Here is an 18,549-nt window from a genome sequence, read left to right as displayed (position 1 = left end):
CGATGCGCTGAGCCGGTCGCCGCGGGCGTGTGCGAAGCTGCCTCGAGTTTTCCGACAGCGCGTCCCCCGCGCGTTCTCTTTGGAGGTCTTCGTGGCCTGGTTCATCGGCCAGTCGCTCCTCATGATCTTGATCTCGTTCCTGCTCGGCCTGCTGGTGGGCTGGCTGATCTGGAGCAGGCGCGGCAAGTCCACCACCGACACTCCCGCTGCCGCCGAGCAGCCCACCACCGTCCCGGCGCCGGCCGAGACCGCGGCCGTGGCCGAGCCGGTGGCGCCCGCCGAGACCGCGCCCAAGGCCAAGCCGGCGCGCAAGGCCGCCAAGAAGGCCGAGGCGGCGCCCGCCGACGACCAGATCGAGGTGCAGCAGCACCCCGTGTCGCTGGTCGCGCCGATCGCCAAGCCGGTCGAGCAGGCGTCCCCCGAGCCGGAGCCGGTCGTCGCCGAGCCGGTCGTCGCCGAGCCGGTCGCGGCCGAGCCGGTCGTCGCCGAGCCGGTCGCGGCCGAGCCGGTCGCCGCCGCGGCCGAGCCGGACGACAGCATGGAGGCCATCGTGGAGGCCGCCGAGGCGGCCCAGTCGGCCGGGTTCGCGGCCGAGAAGGACGGGCTGACGCCCGAGGAGGTCGTGCTGGTCGCCGCGGGTGACAACCTGCAGCGCATCGAGGGCATCGGCCCGCGTATGGAGGCGGCGCTGACCGCGGCGGGGCTCGGCACGTACGCCGCGCTCGCCGAGGCCGACAACGACCGGCTGCGCCGGGCCATCGAAGCCCAGGGCCTCAGCTTCGCACCCGCGCTGCTCACCTGGGCACGCCAGGCGAAGCTGCTCGCCGAGGGTGACGAGGAGGGTCTGGCCGACCTGCAGCGCCGCCTGGTGGCCGGGCGCGACACGGGACGGGAATGAGCATGGCGAACAACGATCGCAGGTTCAGCCCGCTGGTCGGGCTGGCCGTCGCGGCGCTCGGCCTGGCCGGGATCATCACCGCCCAGCACCTGCCCGTGCGCGAGCGCGTGCAGGACGACCTCACCCGGCGCTCCGAGCAGGCCCTGCAGGCCGCCGGGCTGTCCTCGGTGCGGGTCAGCTTCGTCGGGCGCGACGGCACCCTCCGGGTCACCTCGGCGGCGGACGCCGACAAGGCGCTGGCGATCGTGCGCGCGCTGGAGGGCGTACGCGTCGCCGAGGCTGAGGTCCCCACCGTCGCGGAGCCCGCACCGACCGCCGCGGCGTCGCCGTCGGCCACCGCGCCGACGTCCCCGCCCGAGGTCACCGCGACCCTGGCCGGCGGCGGGCGGATCACGCTCAGCGGCCGGGTGCCCGACGAGACGGCCAAGGCCAGGCTGGTCAAGGCCGCGACCGACGCCGCCGGGGCGGGCATGGTCGACGACCGGCTCACCGTCGACCCGGCTGTCACCGACAAGGGCCTGGACGGTCTCGGCCTGCTGCTGACCGCGGTCGCCAAGCACTCCACCGACCTGACCGTGCAGCTGCGCGGCGACAAGGTGGAGGTCACCGGCACCGTGGACACCGCGGCGACCGCGCAGGAGGCCGACGCGGCCGCCAAGGCGATGGGCGTCACCGACGTGGCGATCAGCGTGAAGGTGACCGAGGTGGAGCAGGCCCTGGGCGACCTGAAGGCGGTGACCTTCGTCAACGACAAGACCAGCCTGACCCCGGCCGGGCGCGCGGCGCTGACCCGGGCGGCGCAGGTGCTGGCCGCCGCGCCGGCGGTCAAGGTGCGCGTCGAGGGGCACACCGACGACAAGGGCACGGCCGCGTCCAACCTGGCGCTGAGCCGGGCGCGGGCCAAGGCCGTGGTGGACTTCCTGGTGTCGCAGGGCATCGCCGCCGACCGGCTGACGGCCGCGGGCTTCGGCGAGACCCGCCCCGCGGTGCCGAACACGTCCGAGGCGAACCGGGCGGTCAACCGCCGGGTGGAGTTCATCGTCGCGCAGTGACCGATAGATAGTTAGGAAGGGCACCTTCTACAACGGATTCCGTTAAGAAGGTGCCCTTCCTTGCTACTGGTCAGGAGTCGCCGGTGTAGCGGACCCGGTAGATCTTGGCGCCGGGGGCGTCGGGGGCGGTGGTGTCGGCGTCGGGGTAGAGGGCGGTGAAGTAGAGGCCGTCGGGGCCCGCCGCGAGGCCGACCACGCTGGCCTTGCCGGTGCCGTTGTACTCCAGCAGCTTCCTCGGCTTGCCGACCTTGCCGCCGTCGAAGGTGAACTCGACGATCCGCTTGCCGTTGTCCTGCGGCCCGGTGGCGAACGTCGGGCCGCTCTCCGCGACGAACATGTGCCCGTGCTTGCTCTTGGGGAACCCGGAGCCGTGGTGCACGTCCGGGTCGATGAACGCGATCGAGGTCGGCGCGGTCGACGGCTCCCAGATGTAGAGCTTCGGCTTGAGCATGCTGTCGCGGGTGCCGTCCCAGCCGTAGTCGACGCCCTTGTCCACCCGGGACAGCCGGTCGATCGCGGTGCCGTTCTCGACCTGGTAGTAGCTGCCGTCGGCGCGCCAGGCACCGCCGAACGGGTTGCGGAACCCGGAGGCGTACACGTAGTCCTTGGCGGTGATGCCGTCGGCGGCGTCGTGGAACGGGTTGTCGTCCGGCGCGGTGCCGTCCAGGTTCACCCGCAGGATCTTGCCGCGGAAGCTGTCCAGGTCCTTGGCCGTGGTGACGACCATCCCGTCGCCCATGTGCACGTAGAGCTTGCCGTCCGGGCCGATGGTGAGCTGGGAGATCTGGTGCGCGGCCGACTGCGGCTCGTCCGGCATGTCCAGCACGGTCGTCTGCTTGGCCGCGGTCAGGCCGCCGTCGCGGCTGGAGAAGCGCACCACCTTCGGGTAGTGCACACCGCCCTTGTCGTACAGGATCGACGCGATGACGTCGCCGGACTTCGGCTCGACCACGATCCCGGTGACGCCCTTCTCCCCGGTGCCCGGGAAGGTGCCGCGCGGGTCGAAGTTCAGCAGGTCCTTCGCGTACGTGCCGACGGACAGGTCGCCCTTGACCACCTTGATCTGCCCGTAGAGCTCGGTGACGTAGAACATCGGCCGGTCCGGGTCGCCGGTGTGGCCCGGCACCATCGCCAGGTGCACGGGCAGCTGGAAGCCGCCGGCCACCTCCTCCACCCGGAAGCCGTCCTGGCGGACGTGCCAGGTGCCGGCGTTGGCGAGCGGGGCACGCTGCGGGCGGGTGCGGAACGCGCGCATCCCCCACGGCGTCCAGCGGTCGGCCTCGGCCTTGTCCTCGTCGCGGTAGCGGACCCGCAGGTCGTACTCGGTGTCGGCGACCAGGTCGCGGCGGCCGGTGAAGGAGTTCTCGAACGTGCCGTCGCCGAGGTGCGCGTGGACGAGCTGCGGGCCGTCGAGGCACTCGGTGTGCCAGACCCGCTCGGCGGGCGTGACGGACCAGATCTCCCACTCGGTGCAGACGTGCGCGGCCTTCTTGCCGTTCTTCCTGGACAGCGCCAGCGCGGCGCTCTCCATGTGCACGTCGGCGCCGCTGACCAGGTGCCCGTCGGCGCGCGGCTCGGTGACCACCGGCGCGCCGGGCAGCGGCGCGCCGAGGGTGCGTACCGGCTTGGCGGGCGGCCAGGCGCTCGCCCCGTCGCCGTACGCCTGGCGGAAGGACGCGTAGCCGACGCCGCCCAGCACGAGCGCCGTGGCGACGGCCGCGATGACGAAACCTCTGTTCTTCATCTCATCCCTACATCGCAGACATCCCGGCGAATTCGGGCAAGACTACCGGCATCGCGGCGATCCGGGCGCAGTTACACGCCCGGCCACGCCCGGTTGCCGGAGAACTCACCGCGCCACGCGGAGCCCGCTCGGGCTCACCACCAGCGCAGCGGCTCACCGTCCGCGTCCAGCATGAACCAGGTGCCGTTCATGCCCTGGCCGTTGGCGTCGCCGACCTTGTCACCGTGAAACCGGTAGAGCGGCTGGTTCACGTACGTGGTCTGCAGCCGGCCGTCGGGCCGGGAGTAGGTGGCGAGCAGGAAGCCGTCGACGCCCTCGCCGTTGACCGCGTCGCCGGTCAGCGGCGGCCAGGTCGTCGCGCACTGGCCCAGGCAGCTGCTCTTGCCCTTGGTGTCGGCGGTGGACATGTACAGCGTGCGGCCCTCGTGATCGACCAGGACGCGGCGGCCGCCGACGTTGCCGACCTTCACCGCGGTCCGTGGGGCGGGTGAGGCCGCGACCGTCGCGGCGGGCGCCGACGCCTGGCTCCCGGCGGGCGGCGTGGTGTTGTCAGCGCAGGCCGCGGTGCCCGCGACGGCGAGCGCGGCGGCGATGGAGGCGATGCGGCGGACGAGCATGGTGCACCCCGTAGGCAAATCCGACATATTGCACAGAGCGTAGTTTCATCCGGAGAGTTCGCAGGTGAAGCGCGCCACAGAGACATCCGTCCGTGAGCATGGATCCATGTCGCGAGGCGGGCGGTGGAAACAACCGCGACACATGCGACCGCGGTCGGAAGGGCTGAACGTGTCGTCCTATGACACCGATGTGTCCATCCGGTGGACTTTTGGGGGTTGCGGTGAAGGTTGTTGCCCATAACGCTCATGGGAGTCCAACCGACAGTCGGAGGCACGACGCATGGCAGTCACCGGCGGCGGCGCACCGCCGTGGTCAGCAGGGTATGTCCGGGACACCGACGTCCCGGTGTCCCCGGCTCGGCGCGGTGTCCGCCGTTCCATCGGATACCGGCTGCTGCTGCCGATCGGCGTGGCGACGCTCGGGCTGGCCGGGCTGGGCGGCGTGCAGACCTCGGTCGCGATGGAGAAGGCGGAGCAGGCCCGCACCTCGGGCTCGATCGCCACCACGCTGACCGCCACGGTGAAGCTCAACCACCAGCTTGAGCAGGAGATCGCCGAGACCGTGGCGTTGCGCCTGCGCGGCGGCAAGGCCGGTGAGGCGCTGCTCGTCGCGCAGCGGCGGCGGACCGACGAAGCGGTGGCCCGCTTCCGGGCCGCGGCGCTGGCGGCGGCCGAGTCCGCGCCCGAGGTGCGGCCGATCCTGAACGAGGCCGAGTTCGCCCTGGTCGAGCTGCCGCACCTGCGCGACCGGTCGCAGTTCCCGCTGGTCGGCGCGAAGACCGCCACGACGTCGCCGGAGGCCGTCTACGACGACCTCACCCACACCATGTTCCTGGTCGCCGAGTCGCTGGGCGAGACGCCGCACGAGGACACGCTGAGCGCGTACGCCGAGGCGGTCGCGGCGCTCAACGCCGTCGAGCACCACGCCTCCAAGCAGCGCGGCCTGCTGCGCGCAGTGTTCAGCCGGGGCCGCTTCGAGCCCGGTGAGCTGGCCGAGCTGGCCGAGCGGCACGGCGCCGAGCAGGAGCGGCTACTGCAGTTCGAGCGGGTGGCCGGCGCGCAGACGCGTGCCCGCTACGGCGAGGTGGTGCGCGGCGCCGACGTCGACCGCGCGAAAGGACTGCTGGCCGCCGCGCTGGCCGCCGACACCACCCCGGACGCGCTGCGCGTCGACCCCGACTCCTGGTACATCGCCCAGTCCAACGCGCTGCGGCGGCTCTACCTGTTCGAGCTGGAGGTCATCTCCTCGCTGGAGGACGAGGCCGTCCGGCAGCAGACCGCCGCCGGGCGCGACGCGCTGGCCACCGGCGCCGGCACCGCCGGCGTGATCCTGCTGTCGCTCGCCGTCGCGGGCGTGCTTGCCGTACGCACCAGCCGCGGGCTGCGCCGGCTGAGCCGGTCCGCGATGGACATCGCGGCCAACGAGCTGCCCGACGCCATCGCCGGGGTCTCCGACGCGCCGAACGTCGAGACGGTGCGCCGGCTGGTGCGCGCCTCCAACGAGCAGGCCGACAAGGCCCTCGCCGGGCCGAAGGACGAGATCGGCGAGGTCGGCGCGGCCCTGGCGACCCTGCACCAGCAGGCGCTGCGGCTCGCCGCCGACCAGGCGATGCTGCGCCACGACATCTCGGCGATGTTCGTCAACCTGTCCCGGCGCGGGCAGACGCTGGTGCAGCGGCAGCTGCACCTGATCGACGAGTTCGAGCAGAGCGAGACCGATCCGCAGGCGCTGGCGAAGCTGTTCGCGCTGGACCACCTCGCCGCGCGCATGCGCCGCAACGAGGAGAACCTGCTGGTCCTGGCCGGTGGTGAGCCGGGCCGCCGGTTCGTACACGCCGAGCTGCTGCTCGACGTGGTGCACGCGGCCGCCGCCGAGATCGACCAGTACGCCCGGGTGGAGACGAACTCGATCGCCGACCTGTGCGTCGTCGCGCACGCCGTCGGCGACGTGGTGCACCTGCTGGCCGAGCTGCTGGAGAACGCCACCGACTTCTCGCCGCCCAAGAGCCGCGTGCTGGTGTCCACCCGCCGCGGCGTGGAGGGCCTGACCATCAGCATCTTCGACGCCGGCATCGGCATGCCGCCCGCCCATCTCGACGAGATCAACGAGCGGCTGGCCCGACCGTCCATGCTGACCAGTGACCTGGCCCGGACCATGGGCCTGCTGGTGGTCGCCCGGATCGCGGCCCGCCGCGGGATCAGGGTGCAGCTGCGCAGCAGCCCCGGTGGCGGTACCGTGGCGCTGGTGCTGCTGCCGACCGTGCTGCTCGCCCCGCCGCACAGCGCCGCCGCGCGGTTCCCCGCGGCGCTCGCGGGCGGCCCGATGCCCGACGGGGAGACCCTGCGCACCCGCCGGCCCGGCGCCCGCCAGGCCGCGATCCTGCCGGCGCCGGCCCCGATCCCCGCTCCCCCGGCCGTGCAGGCGCCGCCGGCCGGCCTGATCCACTCCGCCGACTTCCCGTCCCGCACCGCGTCCGCCGCCGCCACCCCCGTGGGGGCGGACGACACGCCGACCCAGGCGATCCCTGCGCTCCGGCAAGCACCACCCCGCTCCGACACCAGCGAGATCCTGCCCTCGGGCCTCCCGCAGCGCCGTCCCGGCGAACCCACGCCGCCCGGCGACGACAAGCCCGCTCGCACGACCGGACCGAACGGTTCCGGGCTGCTGGACCCCGAAGCGGTCCGGGTCCGGCTGTCCGGTCTGGCCGGTGGCATCGCGGCCGCTCACCGCGAACTCGCCCGCGAGCAACGCCTCTCAGCCCCGCCAGCTACGAAGGAAAGCACGAGATGACTCAGAACCCCGCGCAGGTCACCGGCGCCGACGAGATCGGCGGCCTGGACTGGCTGCTGACCTCGTTCGCCCAACGCATCGCCGACGTGACCTACGTGCTGGCCGTCTCCGTGGACGGCCTGACCATCGCGCACTCCGACGGGCTGCGCCAGGATCTCTCCGACCAGTTGGCGGCCATCACGAGCGGGCTGGCCAGCCTCACCATCGGTGCGGCGCGCTGCCTGAGCAGCGGCCAGGTGCGCCAGACGGTCGTCGACATGGACGAGGGCGTCCTGATGATCATGGCGGTACGCGACCGGGCGTTCCTGGCCGTGGTGGCCGCCCCGGGCTGCGACCTCGGCCAGATCGGCTACGAGACCGCGCTGCTGGCGCACCGGGTCGCGTACGCCCTGGAGCCGGAGGCGCGGGCGGGCGAGCAGTGGTGACGCGCCGCCGGCTGGCCCTGCTGCTCTGCGCGCTGCTGGCGCCCGCGCTCGCCGCGTGCACGGGCGACCCGGCGGCCACGACCGCGGCGGCCTGGCACGGCGGCACGCTGACCATCGGCACCGGCCCCACCAACGGGGTGTTCAACCAGGTGGGTGGCGGTTACGCCGACATCATCAACCGCCACCTGGCCGGGTACGAGGCGCTCGCCCCGCCGACCAACGGCGCGGGCGACAACCTGCAGCGGCTGGCCATCGACGACGTGCAGGTCGCGTTCACGTTCGCCGACACGGCGGCCGACGCCGCCGCGGGCAAGGGCCTGTTCGCGGGCAAGCCGGTGAAGTTCAAGGCGCTGGCGCGCATCTTCAACGGCTACACCCACCTCGTGGTACGCGCCGACTCCGGCATCAAGTCGATCAAGCAGCTGAAGGGCAGGCGGGTCGCCACCGGCCCGCAGAACTCCGGCTCCGAGCTGGTGGCGATGCGCCTGCTGGCCGCCGCCGGGATCGACGTCAAGCGCGACATCACGCAGGTCTCCGCGTCGCTGTCGCAGATGGCGATGTCGATGCGGGCCGGCGACCTGGACGCCATGTTCTACGCCGCGGGCCTGCCCACCGTCGGCGTGCAGGCGCTGTTCGCGCAGTCGCCGGGCGTGTTCACGCTGCTGCCGACCGAGGAGCTGTTCCAGGACATGGGCCGGCTGCACCCCGACGTCTACGCGCCGGGGAAGATCCCGAAGGCCATGTACGGGCTGAGCGCCGACGTGACCGTGGTCGCGGTGCCGAACCTGATCGTGGTCGCCGAGGACATGCCGGACGACCTGGCCTACCGCCTCACCCAGCTGATCTTCGACTTCCAGCCGGAGCTGGCCGCGGTGCACCCCGAGGGCGACAACATCAGCCGGGACATCGCCGCGCTGGTGTCGCCTCTGGACCTGCATCCGGGCGCCAAGCGCTTCTACGGGGTGTCCTGACCGCGGGATCGTCCAGACGGCGGACAGACCCGGTGATCACGGCGTAGCGTCGGGATTGCCGGGAGGTGTGCGATGCCGTTCTTCGTTGCCATCTGGTTCACCGTCGTCGTCGGCTGGTTGATCCACGTCGCCGTGGACAAGCACCCGGATCGGCGCACCAGGCACCGCGTGGTGGAGCTGGCCCTGCTGTGGATCATGGTCGTGGGCGCGGGCATCTGGGGCCTGATCGGCGGGCTGAGCCATATCGGACCGACCTCCGGCCAGACCGCCGAGCAGATCGGCTACACCCAGTCCATGTTCCAGTGGGAGGTGGGCTGGGGTGACATCGCCGTGGCCGTGCTGGCCATCGGTTGCGCCTGGCGGCGGCTGCGCGGCACCTGGCTGACCGCGGCGGTGACCGCACTGGCGATCTCCTTCTGGGGCGACGCCTGGGGCCACTTCAACCAGTGGGTGTTCCACGGCAACACCGCGCCCGCCAACACCTGGGCACTGCCGTCCGACATCCTGATGCCGCTGCTGGCCGTCATCCTGCTGGTGATGTACCGCCGCGGCGCCCCTGCTGCGGACGCCGCGGCGATCACGGCCCGGGACGGTCTCAGGACCGGCCCGGCGCCTCGATGACGTAGGGCATCAGCGCCACCGGAAGCTCGGCGGCGCCCGGACCGCCCGCGGCGGCCCAGGCGGCGACGTACTCCACGACGGCCTCGTCGAGGACGCCGCCCAGCCACACCGGCTGCCCGCCCGCCCGGCGACCGGACGGGCGCGGGTGCACCACCATCACGTTGGAGTGCTCGCAGACGTCCAGGCACTGCGCGATGCGCACCCGGACGCCCGCCTTCTCCAGCTGCCGCAGCTGCCCGTCGTGATCGGTGTCCGGATGCTTGGCCGTGCCGCAGCAGCAGTCACGGCACACGGTCACCCGCGCCTTCACCCGGTCACCCGCGCCGCCGGCCGGTCCCCGGCGCCACGCGGCCCCGCCGCCGACGCGCGGTCTGCGCGACCCGCGGCCCGGCCCGCCGCGCGGGACGTCACGCGCCCGCCCGTGCCGCGACGGCGCCCACCGAGGCCTCGGCGCGCAGCCCGGCCAGTCCGAAGCCGACGCCCAGCCCGGCCCAGAGCACGACCGACGCGAGCAGCGACAGCAGGCGGAAGCTCCACAGCAGGTCCGCGGGTGTGCCGATCTCGTCGCCCGAGGAGGGCAGCAGGAACAGCACAGCCAGGCCGAGCAGCGCCACGCCCACCGGGGCGAGGTGGCGCACCGGCAGGGCCGCGCCGCGCCGTGCCAGCCGCCCGGCCACCAGGCCCATCGCGGACACCGTGGCCAGCCCGATGACGATCGCGGCGAGCCAGGTCACCGTGCGCGCCTGCTGGGTCGCCTCGCTGCCCACCCCCGGCGGGTTGGTCGGGAAGCGCAGGAACGGCAGCAGGCTCACGCCGAGGAACCCGGCCCCGGCCAGGCGCAGCGCCCGGCCCCACGGATCGGCCTCGGGGTCGCGCCGGTGCAGCACCGCGTAGACCAGGCCGAACAGCAGGCCGATCGCCATCCCGGCGAGGATCACCGAGACCAGCAGGCCGACGTGCTGGGTGTCGCGGGTGAACAGCTCCGCGCCGTGGCCCGCACCGGCCGCGGCATGTTCGAGCTCGATGGCCCGGTCGATGACCGGCTCGGCGAGCAGCAGGGACACCAGGGCGGAGGCGGCACCGGCGCACGCGCCGGCCAGCCCGCCCCGCCCCATCAGGGAGAGCAGGGTCACGTGCGCCCCCGCTCAGTGGCAGTTGGCGGCGAACAGGTGCCGCCCGTCGTGGGACAGCTCGTGCAGGTAGTTGGCGCTGCGCGAGAGCTCCCCGTACACCGGGGACAGCAGCGCACCCTGGTCCAGGAACACCGCGTACAGGATGAACAGCGCCAGCAGGACGAGCAGGCCGGCGACGACCTGGTCCCGCAGCCGGATCGCGACCGCGGCCGTCCGGTCCGACGACGTCGCGGGGGTGGACAACGCACCCATGATCAACCTCCTTCTCGGGGTTCACCGCCCCGAACTGGACAACGACGGGTCAGTGTCCTGACTCCCGGGTGGATGTGGTGCGTCGCGCTTGCCGCGCCTTCCAGCCGCTGCAGCGGCCGTGGCTCGTGCGGGGCGCTCCCCGGTCACAGTGGCGGGACCGTCCCGGATTCTCACCGGGTTCCTGCGCACCGTCGTCTGATGTGTACTTGTAGCAACCACCATGCCAGCGTGCTCGTACGCCCGTCAAACCCTCTCACTCCGCCGGTAACGCCGGTCACCGCCCAGGGTGCACGGGCCGGTGATATCGCCGATGCGCCGCCACGCGCCGCGCGGTCACCATGACCGCATGATGAAGCATCCGCGCAGGCTGGGCGCCGCCGCCGCGCTCGCCCTGGCCGCCGCCCTGGTGCCGGCCGGCGTCGCGAGCGCGGGCGGCGACCGTACGCCGATATCAACACCGACGGTGTCGGGGCCGCTGCCGGGCGCCGTGCCCGGCGACCGGCTGTCCCCGGTGCTCGAGGACACCTACCCGTTCTTCTCCACCCCCGACGACCTGGCCCGCCACGGGTACGTCGAGCAGGAGTTCCTCCTGTCCGGCATCGCCGACGGCTGGGACAGCCAGGGTGGGCCCGTCGCCACCGACGTGCCGTACCGGACCCGGATCGTGGTCCGGCGGCCGGTCAGCCGGCACGCGTTCAACGGCACCGCGCTCGTCGAGTGGCAGAACGTCACCGCCGGCTACGACCTCGACGCGCTGTGGAACGGCGAGGCGATCATGCGGGCCGGGTACGCCTGGGTCGGCGTCTCCGCCCAGCGCGTGGGCGTCGACCAGCTGCGCTCGTGGAGCCCGACGCGCTACGGCGCGCTGGATGTGACCGGCGGCGGCGCCCACCTCGCCGACGAGCTGTCGTACGACATCTTCGCCCAGGCCGCGAAGGCGGTGGGCACCGGCGGGCCCGGCTCCCCCCTGGGCCGGCTCGACGTGCGCACGCTGCTGGCCGTCGGCGCGTCCCAGTCGGCGGGGCGGATGACCGTCTACTACCAGCACATCCTGCCGAAGGTCGAGCCGGTGTTCGACGGGTACGCGTTCATCGTCGGCAACGCCCCGACCCGGGTCGGCGACGAGCCGGTGTTCCAGGTGCTGTCGGAGACCGACGTCCGCACGCCGGTGCGCCCCTCCCCCGACACCGACCGGTTCCGCCGCTGGGAGGTCGCCGGCGGGGCGCACTCGGGCTGGCGGGGGCAGGAGTACCGCAACCCGATCTCGGTGCGCGACCTCGGCGCGGCCCCGGTGTACGACTGCGCCGCGCCGCCGTTCAGCCGGGTGCCGGTGCACCACGCCACCGCGGCGGCCTACGACCACCTGGTGCGCTGGGTCCGCACCGGCACCCCGCCGCCGGTCGCCGAGCCGCTCGCCTTCAACGCCGACGGCACCAAGGCGCGCGACGGCCTCGGCCTGGCCCTCGGCGGCATCCGCTACTCCCAGGTGACCGTGCCGACGGCGCTCAGCACCGGCGACAACTCCGGCCAGTCGTTCTGCTTCCTGTTCGGCTCCCACCAGCCGTTCGACGAGCCGACCCGGGACCGGCTGTACCCGACCCGCGGCGGATACCTGGCGCGGGTCGCGCTGGCCGACGTGCGCAACGTCGCCGCCGGCTACCTGCTGCCCGCCGACGCCCGCGTCAACCTGCGCGAGGCCCTGGCCTCCGGCGTGGGGCGCTGATCACCGTCCGGGCCCGGCCCGCCTGCCCGCGCGGGCCGGGCCCGGACCGCCGCTCCCGGCGCGGCTGCCCCGCCCACCTGGTGCGGCAGCCGCCCCCACGCCCCTGGCCCGGCCGAGGGCGGCGAAGCCGCCATCACCGGCGCCGGCCGTGGTGGTGCCCGTCCGCGCCGTCGTGGTGGGCGTGCTGGTCGCCATGGCCGTGGTGGGTGTGGCCGTGGTCGTCCGGGTGGTGGTGCGGCGTCTGGGCCGCACCGACCCGGTCCTCGAAACCGGGCAGCTTCACCCGGTAGACGCACGAGTCGCAGTTCATCCGGATGTCGCCCGCCAGCGCCTCGTCGTAACGCTCGATCACCAGGTCGGCGAGCGCGTCGGTGTCGCCGAGCACGGCGGCGCAGCGCACCGGCACGCCCGCGCGCCCGGCCGCCCACGCCGTGGCCTGGTCGGCCACCCGGCGCGGCAGCACCCCGGTGAAGAGGAAGTACGGCAGCACCACTATCCGGCGCGCGCCCAGCGCGGCACAGCGGTCCAGGCCCGCGGGCACGCCGGGCCGGGCGAGCGAGACGAAGGCGTACTCCACCGCGGCCACCGCCGTCGTCTCGGCCAGCAGCCGCGCGGCGCGGGCCACCTCGGCGTTGGCGTCCGGATCGGTGGAACCGCGCCCCACCAGCAGCACCGTGTCGCCCTCGGCCGCACCGGCCTGCGCCAGCCGCTCCCGCAGCAGGGCCAGCACCGCCGGGTGGGCGCCGAGCGGGCGGCCGTACGCCACCGCGAGCCCGGGATGCCGCAGCTGCTCACGGGCCAGCGCGGCCGGGATGTCGCCCTTGGCGTGTCCGGCCGCGACCAGCATCAGCGGCACGGCGGCCAGCCGGCGGTGCCCGGCCGCGACCAGCTCGCCCACCGCCTCGCCGAGCGGCGGTGGGGACAGCTCGATGAAACCGCCGCCGACGCTCACCCCGCGCGGGGCCAGGCGCTTGCCCACCCGGTCGGTGAACGCGCGGAACTCCTCCGCGCCGTCGGTGTCGGACGTGCCGTGCCCGGCGATGAGCAGCGCGGGCGGGGTGGCGATCATGGTCTTCCTCCTGGGGGTCGCACCTGACGGAGCTCGTCTCGGGGTCGCCGGGAGTCACCTGTGGCGGGCGCCCGGCGACAGCGGCTCCTCACGGAGGCGCGGTGTCGTGGCCGGTCAGCGGGTCGCCGTAGAGCAGGGCGTTGACGGCGGCGGCGGCGACGGCCGAGCCGCCGCGGGCGCTGACGTTGGACAGCTGGGGCAGCCCGGACGCGCGCAGCGCCGCCTTCGCCTCGGCCGCACCGACGTACCCGACCGGCAGGCCCACCACCAGCGCCGGAGCCACCGTCCCGGCCGCCGCCAGCCGCAGCAGCTCGAACAGGGCGGTCGGGGCGTTGCCGACGGCCCATACCGCACCCGCCGGATGCTCGGCGGCGGCCAGCCGCACCGCCGCGGCGGACCGGGTGATCCCCTCGGCCGCGGAAAGTTCCGCCGCCCGCGCCGAGCCGACCAGGCAGCGCGACGGGTAGCGGGTGATGCCCGCGCCGACCATGGTCACGTCGACCACCAGCGGCGCGCCCGCGGCCAGCGCGGCGGCCCCGGCGGCGAGCGCCGCCTCGTCCGGCACCAGGTCGGCGACCCAGCCCGGATCGGCCGTGGTGTGCACGATCCGCTCCACCACGTCCCTGCTGTACGGCGCCAGCCCCGTCGTGTCCACCACCGACCGCAGGATCCGGTACGACTCCGCCTCGATCGGATGCACCACCCGCGCTGAACCGCCCATCACCGCTCCCCCACGGTCAGGGTCACCGCGTCCACCGGGCACACCTCGACGCACTCCCCGCAGCCGGTGCACAGGTCCGGGCGGGCGTGCAGGGTCGCCGGGCCGTCGCCGCCGACCGGGCGGATCGCGTGCGTGGGGCAGGTCAGTAGGCAGGCGCCGCAGCCCTGACAGCCGTCGAACCGCACGGAGACGGCCGGTCCGGGCCCGCCGCCCGCCGGCCGGCTCCCCGCGCGCGTCAGCTCGGCATCCACGCGTACCCCCGCGGGGTGACCATGCGCCCGGCGACCGTGCGGGTCGTGCTGGCCCCGACGATCACCACCGTGTTCATGTCCACCGCGGCCGGGTCGAACTCGGCCAGCGTGGTCAGCGCGACCCGCTCGCCCGGCCGGGACGCGTCGCGCACCAGCCCGATCGGCGTGCGCGGCGGCCGGTGCGCGCCCAGGATCGCCAGCGCCGCGGGCAGCTGCCGGGTGCGCCGGGCGCTGCGCGGGTTGTAGAGGCACACCACGAGATCGGCCTGCGCCGCGGCGGCCAGCCGTCGCTCGATCACCGCCCAGGGGGTGTGCAGATCGGACAGCGACAGGTACACGTGGTCGTGCCCCAAGGGCGCGCCCAGCAGCGACGACGCGGCCAGTGCGGCGGTCACCCCCGGCACCGCGGTCACCGCGATGTCGTCTCCGGCGAACTCCAGCGCGGGCGAGGCCATCGCGTACACGCCCGCGTCGCCGGAGCCGATCAGCGCCACGGCGTGCCCGGCGCGGGCCAGCTCGACGGCGGTGCGCGCCCGCTCCTCCTCCGCGCCCAGCCCCGAGTCCACGATCCGGGTGCCGGGCCGCAGCAGGTGCCGGACCTGCGCCACGTACTGGTCGAGGCCGACCACGATCGAGGCGGCCCGCAACTGCTCGGTGGCCCGCGGCGTACGCAGGTCCGCCGCGCCCGGCCCCAGCCCGATCACGGCGAGCCGCCCCATCGGGACCAGCCGCGCCACCGCCACGGTCGCCATCGCCGACGCCGTCTTGCCCGCGACCAGCTCCGCGGCACGGCCACGGGCCCGGGCCGCCAGCAGCGCCGCCGCCTCGGCCACGCTCGGCGTGCCCACGGCCGCCCGGACCACCTCCGACGGGTGGGGCACGTCCACCGCCGCCAGCTCTCCCGCCGGGAAGGTGACCAGCGGCAGGTTCCGCCCCGCCGCGTACGCCAGCAGGCCCGCCTCGTCGGCCTTCACGTCCGCGGTGGCGATCGCGCACACCGACGCCGCGGCCAGCCCCGCCTCCGCGAGGACCCGGTCGGCGAGCGCGGCGATCTCTTCCGCGGCGACTCCCCGGCTCGCCCCGATCCCGAGTACCAGCGACGGCGGATGCAGCACCAGGGGCGCTGCCGCCGCACCCCCGCGGGTCGGTGCCCGGTCGGTCACCAGCACCCCGTGTGCGGCGCCGGGGTGCGCGCCGACGTTGGCGGGCAGCGCGGGCAGCGGCCAGAGCTGGTCGGCGCGCCAGTCGACCGGTTCGCCGTCGAGCAGTGCCCGGGACACCGGGGCGACCCGTTCGGGGTTGCCCACCGCGAAGCCGAGCGTGTCCAGGCCCGCGAGCCCGGCCGCGTCGGTGCCGGTGGTCACCACCGGCTGCGCGCCGAGCACCGCCGACACCCGCTCCGCCAGCGCGTTCGCCCCGCCCGCGTGCCCGCCGAGCAGCACGACCGCCCACCGCCCCGCCTCGTCCACACACACCACACCCGGCTGCGTGTCCTTGCCGCCCCCGGCGACGAGGTGAGGGGCGAGGAGGCGGACGGTGGCACCGGTGGCGACGAACGCGACGATCGCGCCGGACTCCGCCCAGGCGCGGGCGAGCTGGTCGCGTACCCGTCCCTCGTGGACGGTGCATTCTCCGGGCCAGGCGGCGGCCAGCCGGTCGGCGGCGGCACGCCCGGCGGCGGTGGCCCAGATCAGCCCGATGGTCATGACAGCTCCCCGGAGACGACGAAGACGGGATTGGTCGCGGCGAGCCGGTGCGTGCCGTCCGGCAGCGGGGCCAGCCGCGAAGCCTGCAGCTGTACGCCGTCGGCGGCGTACCCGGCGGCGCGCAGCAGGGTCAGGGCCGCTGCGGCACGCTCGACCGCCGCCAGCGCGACGACGAGCCGGAGCGGGCGCCGCGCCGCGCAGGCCGCGAGCACGGGCGTGCCCCCGCCGCCCACGAACACCGCGTCCGGATCGGGCAGCGCGGCCAGGCAGTCCGGGGCCGCCCCGGTGACCACCCGCACGCCGAGGCCGGCCGCGTTCGCCGCGATCAGGGGCAGGGCGGCCGGGTCGCGCTCGACGGCGACCACGGCCGCGCCGAACCGGGCGCACTCCACGGCCACCGAGCCCGATCCGGCACCCACGTCCCAGACCAGGTCGCCGAGGCGCGGGCCGAGTTTGGCCAGGGCGTACGCGCGTACCTCCGCCTTGGTGATCATCGAGTCGCGGTGGGCGTACGCGGCCTCCGGTAGCGCCCAACCGCCCGGCCCGGGGCCTGGACCGGCGACCCAGCCCGGCCCGGTCCGCGCGTCGGGGCGGGCCGGATCCAGCACCAGCACCACGTTCGGGTCCGCCCACCGGGCACCGGCCGCCTCCGCCGCCGTGACCGTCACCAGCCGCTCCTGCGGCGTACCGAGCCGCTCCGCGACCACCAGCGTCCGCGCCCACCCGGCCAGCGCCGCACCCAGCTCCGCGGGCCCGGTGCCGGGCGCGGTCAACACCGCCACCTTCGGATGGGCCCGGCAGGCGTTGACGACCCGCCGCCACCCGCCCGGCACCCGCGATGATCCGTTTCGGTGGACGCTGGACGTCGCCCTGGCGACAGCAGGCGTCCACAAAAACGGATCACTGCTCAGCCCGGAGCCGCCACCGCACTCGCGACCCTGGCCGCCGTCGCGGCCGTGCGAAGACTCGCCGCCGTGCGAAGACTCGCCACCGTGCGAAGACTCGCGGCCGGACGCGGACGCGCGGCCGTCAGCGGGGCCGCGGCCGTGGGCGGAGACGACCAGAGCGTCGTCCCAGGGCAGGCCGGCGCGGGCGAACGCGGCCGCGACGCTGGACACCGCGGGCACCACCACCGGCTCGACCCCGGCCCGGCGCAGCGCGGCGACGATGCCGAAGAAGCCCGGGTCGCCGCTGGCCAGCACCACCGCTTCGCCGTCGTGCGCGGCGAGGCGGGCGACCACCGGCGCGACCGGGCCCATCACCAGCGTCTCCGCCGCGACGTCCAGCCCGGACAGGTGCCGCTCGCCCCCGGCGACCAGGGTCGCGGTCGCCAGCGCCGCACCCGCCGCCGGGCCGAGCGGCCCGCCGTCGTGGCCGAGCACGGTCACCCGGCGCATGCCACCCACTCCGGCCTGGTCGCCGCCACGACCGCCTGCCCGGTGAAGTCGACCATCGCCACGTCGGCCCGCAGCGCACCGCGCCCGAACCGGACCAGCACGTCGCGCACCCGGTCGCAGAGCAGGTCCCCGGCGGTGCGCAGCAGCCCGGCCGCCTCCCACAGCTCGTACGCGTGCCGCGCCGTGTTCGCGCCGTCGACCTGCTCCGCCAGCTCCGGCGTGCCACCGGCCGCGACGGTCACCCGGCCGAGCAGCGCGGTGTCCACGGCCGAGCGGGTGTAGTGCGTCATCAGCACCCCGGCGGCGAGCTTGGTCAGCTTGCCGGCCATGCCGACGAAGACCACCCCGGTCATGCCGTGCCCGGCGGCGGTGCGCAGCGCGGCCCCGGTGAAGTCGCCCACCTCGACGAAGCACACCTCAGGCAGGTGCGGCAGCAGCGCCATCGCGCCCGCCTCGGTGCGCCCGCCGGTGCACAGCACGATCGTGTCCTCGCCCTGCGCCGCGGCCACCTGCACGGCCTGCATGACGCTGGCTCGCCAGGATGCGGTGGAGAACGGCCGGACGATGCCGGTGGTGCCGAGGATCGAGATCCCGCCGAGGATGCCCAGCCTGCGGTTGGTGGTCTTGCGGGCCATCCGCTCGCCGTCCGGCACCGAGATCACCACGTCCACCGCGCGCCCGCCCGCGACCTCGGCCACCGCCTGCGTGATCATCTGTCGCGGCACCGGGTTGATCGCCGGGCCGCCCACGTCCAGGCCGAGGCCGGGCCGGGTGACCGTGCCGACGCCCTCGCCGCCGCGCAGCGACACCCCCGCCCCGTCCCGCCAGCGCACGGTCGCGGTCAGCCGGGCGCCGTGCGTCACGTCCGGGTCGTCCCCGGCATCCTTGACCACGACGGCCCGCGCCGCGTCACCGTCCAGCGACGACTCCGCGACCGCGAAGGTCACCCGCCGCCCGGACGGCAGCGCCACCTCGACCCAGCGCGGCGGCACCCCGCCCACCAGCAGCTCCGTCGCCGCCTTCGCCGCCGCCGACGCGCACGTCCCGGTGGTCCACCCGGTGCGCAGGGCTTTGGGCCGATCCTTGGCGGTACGCGGCAGGTCGGGTTCACGCAGCTCCGGAAGGTCCGGTCCGGAGCCCACCAGCCCGGACCGGCGCCGCCCACGGAGCCGGACGGC

The 18,549-nt window shown here is 74.8% G+C and carries 18 protein-coding genes and 1 riboswitch; of the genes, 7 read left to right on the top strand and 11 right to left on the bottom strand.

Annotation, left to right across the window (positions count from 1 at the left end; translation table 11 throughout):
- Window positions 1–91: 91 nt before the first annotated feature.
- Together AB0J67_RS07300 and AB0J67_RS07295 are read left to right on the top strand one after the other, a co-directional pair.
- On the top strand, window positions 92–898 hold the full coding sequence (locus AB0J67_RS07300) for a helix-hairpin-helix domain-containing protein (RefSeq protein WP_363477405.1): 807 nt from the start codon (window positions 92–94) through the stop codon (window positions 896–898).
- Window positions 899–900: 2 nt separating this feature from the next.
- A complete protein-coding gene (locus AB0J67_RS07295; RefSeq protein ID WP_363477402.1) occupies window positions 901–1,950 on the top strand; it encodes an OmpA family protein in 1,050 nt (349 codons plus the stop codon).
- 70 nt (window positions 1,951–2,020) lie between these two features.
- Here AB0J67_RS07295 and AB0J67_RS07290 read toward each other — a convergent pair whose 3' ends face one another.
- Together AB0J67_RS07290 and AB0J67_RS07285 are read right to left on the bottom strand one after the other, a co-directional pair.
- Complete coding sequence (locus AB0J67_RS07290) at window positions 2,021–3,694, bottom strand: PQQ-dependent sugar dehydrogenase (RefSeq protein ID WP_363477399.1); 1,674 nt, start codon at window positions 3,692–3,694, stop codon at window positions 2,021–2,023.
- A gap of 134 nt (window positions 3,695–3,828) precedes the next feature.
- On the bottom strand, window positions 3,829–4,311 hold the full coding sequence (locus tag AB0J67_RS07285; protein ID WP_363477396.1) for a hypothetical protein: 483 nt from the start codon (window positions 4,309–4,311) through the stop codon (window positions 3,829–3,831).
- Between the two features lie 280 nt (window positions 4,312–4,591).
- On the opposite strand from AB0J67_RS07285, the gene AB0J67_RS07280 reads away from it, so the two are divergent.
- The 4 genes from AB0J67_RS07280 (at window position 4,592) to AB0J67_RS07265 (ending at window position 9,119) form a co-directional block, all read left to right on the top strand.
- Complete coding sequence (locus AB0J67_RS07280; RefSeq protein ID WP_363477393.1) at window positions 4,592–7,102, top strand: nitrate- and nitrite sensing domain-containing protein; 2,511 nt, start codon at window positions 4,592–4,594, stop codon at window positions 7,100–7,102.
- Window positions 7,099–7,527: a roadblock/LC7 domain-containing protein gene (locus AB0J67_RS07275; protein WP_363477390.1), complete on the top strand. Its 429-nt coding sequence runs from the start codon at window positions 7,099–7,101 to the stop codon at window positions 7,525–7,527. The genes AB0J67_RS07280 and AB0J67_RS07275 overlap by 4 nt, the downstream gene beginning before the upstream one ends.
- Window positions 7,524–8,498 (top strand): TAXI family TRAP transporter solute-binding subunit, encoded by a 975-nt coding sequence (locus AB0J67_RS07270; RefSeq protein ID WP_363477388.1) that lies wholly within the window; start codon window positions 7,524–7,526, stop codon window positions 8,496–8,498. The genes AB0J67_RS07275 and AB0J67_RS07270 overlap by 4 nt, the downstream gene beginning before the upstream one ends.
- Before the next feature lie 72 nt (window positions 8,499–8,570).
- Window positions 8,571–9,119, top strand: coding sequence for a DUF6790 family protein (locus AB0J67_RS07265; RefSeq protein WP_363477385.1), 549 nt, complete (start codon window positions 8,571–8,573; stop codon window positions 9,117–9,119).
- Here the strand turns inward: AB0J67_RS07265 and AB0J67_RS07260 are convergent.
- The 3 genes from AB0J67_RS07260 to AB0J67_RS07250 all read right to left on the bottom strand — a co-directional run bounded on the left by AB0J67_RS07260 (window position 9,094) and on the right by AB0J67_RS07250 (window position 10,504).
- Complete coding sequence (locus AB0J67_RS07260) at window positions 9,094–9,429, bottom strand: (2Fe-2S) ferredoxin domain-containing protein (protein ID WP_363477383.1); 336 nt, start codon at window positions 9,427–9,429, stop codon at window positions 9,094–9,096. The genes AB0J67_RS07265 and AB0J67_RS07260 overlap by 26 nt on opposite strands.
- Window positions 9,430–9,526: 97 nt before the next feature.
- Window positions 9,527–10,252, bottom strand: coding sequence for a CbtA family protein (locus tag AB0J67_RS07255; protein ID WP_363477381.1), 726 nt, complete (start codon window positions 10,250–10,252; stop codon window positions 9,527–9,529).
- 12 nt (window positions 10,253–10,264) lie between these two features.
- Entirely contained in the window at window positions 10,265–10,504 is a 240-nt protein-coding gene (locus tag AB0J67_RS07250; RefSeq protein ID WP_363477378.1) for a hypothetical protein, read from the bottom strand.
- 29 nt (window positions 10,505–10,533) lie between these two features.
- Window positions 10,534–10,729, bottom strand: a riboswitch (cobalamin riboswitch).
- A gap of 121 nt (window positions 10,730–10,850) precedes the next feature.
- Here AB0J67_RS07250 and AB0J67_RS07245 point away from each other — a divergent pair.
- On the top strand, window positions 10,851–12,227 hold the full coding sequence (locus AB0J67_RS07245; RefSeq protein WP_363477375.1) for an alpha/beta hydrolase domain-containing protein: 1,377 nt from the start codon (window positions 10,851–10,853) through the stop codon (window positions 12,225–12,227).
- Between the two features lie 133 nt (window positions 12,228–12,360).
- Here AB0J67_RS07245 and AB0J67_RS07240 read toward each other — a convergent pair whose 3' ends face one another.
- The 6 genes from AB0J67_RS07240 to AB0J67_RS07215 form a co-directional block, all read right to left on the bottom strand.
- Window positions 12,361–13,296, bottom strand: a complete 936-nt coding sequence (locus AB0J67_RS07240) for a sirohydrochlorin chelatase (RefSeq protein WP_363477372.1) — start codon at window positions 13,294–13,296, stop codon at window positions 12,361–12,363.
- Window positions 13,297–13,384: 88 nt separating this feature from the next.
- Entirely contained in the window at window positions 13,385–14,017 is a 633-nt protein-coding gene (locus AB0J67_RS07235; protein WP_363477369.1) for a precorrin-8X methylmutase, read from the bottom strand.
- The gene (locus AB0J67_RS07230; protein WP_363477494.1) at window positions 14,017–14,202 is read right to left on the bottom strand and encodes a 4Fe-4S binding protein; all 186 of its coding nucleotides are present in this window, start codon (window positions 14,200–14,202) and stop codon (window positions 14,017–14,019) included. Before AB0J67_RS07230 ends, AB0J67_RS07235 begins: the two co-directional genes overlap by 1 nt.
- A gap of 50 nt (window positions 14,203–14,252) precedes the next feature.
- Window positions 14,253–15,974, bottom strand: a complete 1,722-nt coding sequence (gene cobJ, locus AB0J67_RS07225; protein WP_363477366.1) for a precorrin-3B C(17)-methyltransferase — start codon at window positions 15,972–15,974, stop codon at window positions 14,253–14,255.
- Complete coding sequence (gene cbiE / locus AB0J67_RS07220) at window positions 15,971–17,371, bottom strand: precorrin-6y C5,15-methyltransferase (decarboxylating) subunit CbiE (RefSeq protein WP_363477364.1); 1,401 nt, start codon at window positions 17,369–17,371, stop codon at window positions 15,971–15,973. The genes cobJ and cbiE overlap by 4 nt, the downstream gene beginning before the upstream one ends.
- Window positions 17,359–18,513 carry a cobalt-precorrin-5B (C(1))-methyltransferase gene (locus tag AB0J67_RS07215; protein ID WP_363477361.1) on the bottom strand — a complete coding sequence of 385 codons (1,155 nt, stop codon included), beginning with the start codon at window positions 18,511–18,513 and terminating at the stop codon, window positions 17,359–17,361. Before AB0J67_RS07215 ends, cbiE begins: the two co-directional genes overlap by 13 nt.
- Window positions 18,514–18,549: the final 36 nt, after the last annotated feature.

The organism is Catellatospora sp. NPDC049609 (assembly GCF_040675365.1).
In the GTDB taxonomy this organism is placed as follows: Bacteria; Actinomycetota; Actinomycetes; order Mycobacteriales; family Micromonosporaceae; genus Catellatospora.
The sequence above is the reverse complement of the archived record's forward strand: the minus strand, read 5'-3'. Positions and strand labels throughout refer to the sequence as shown.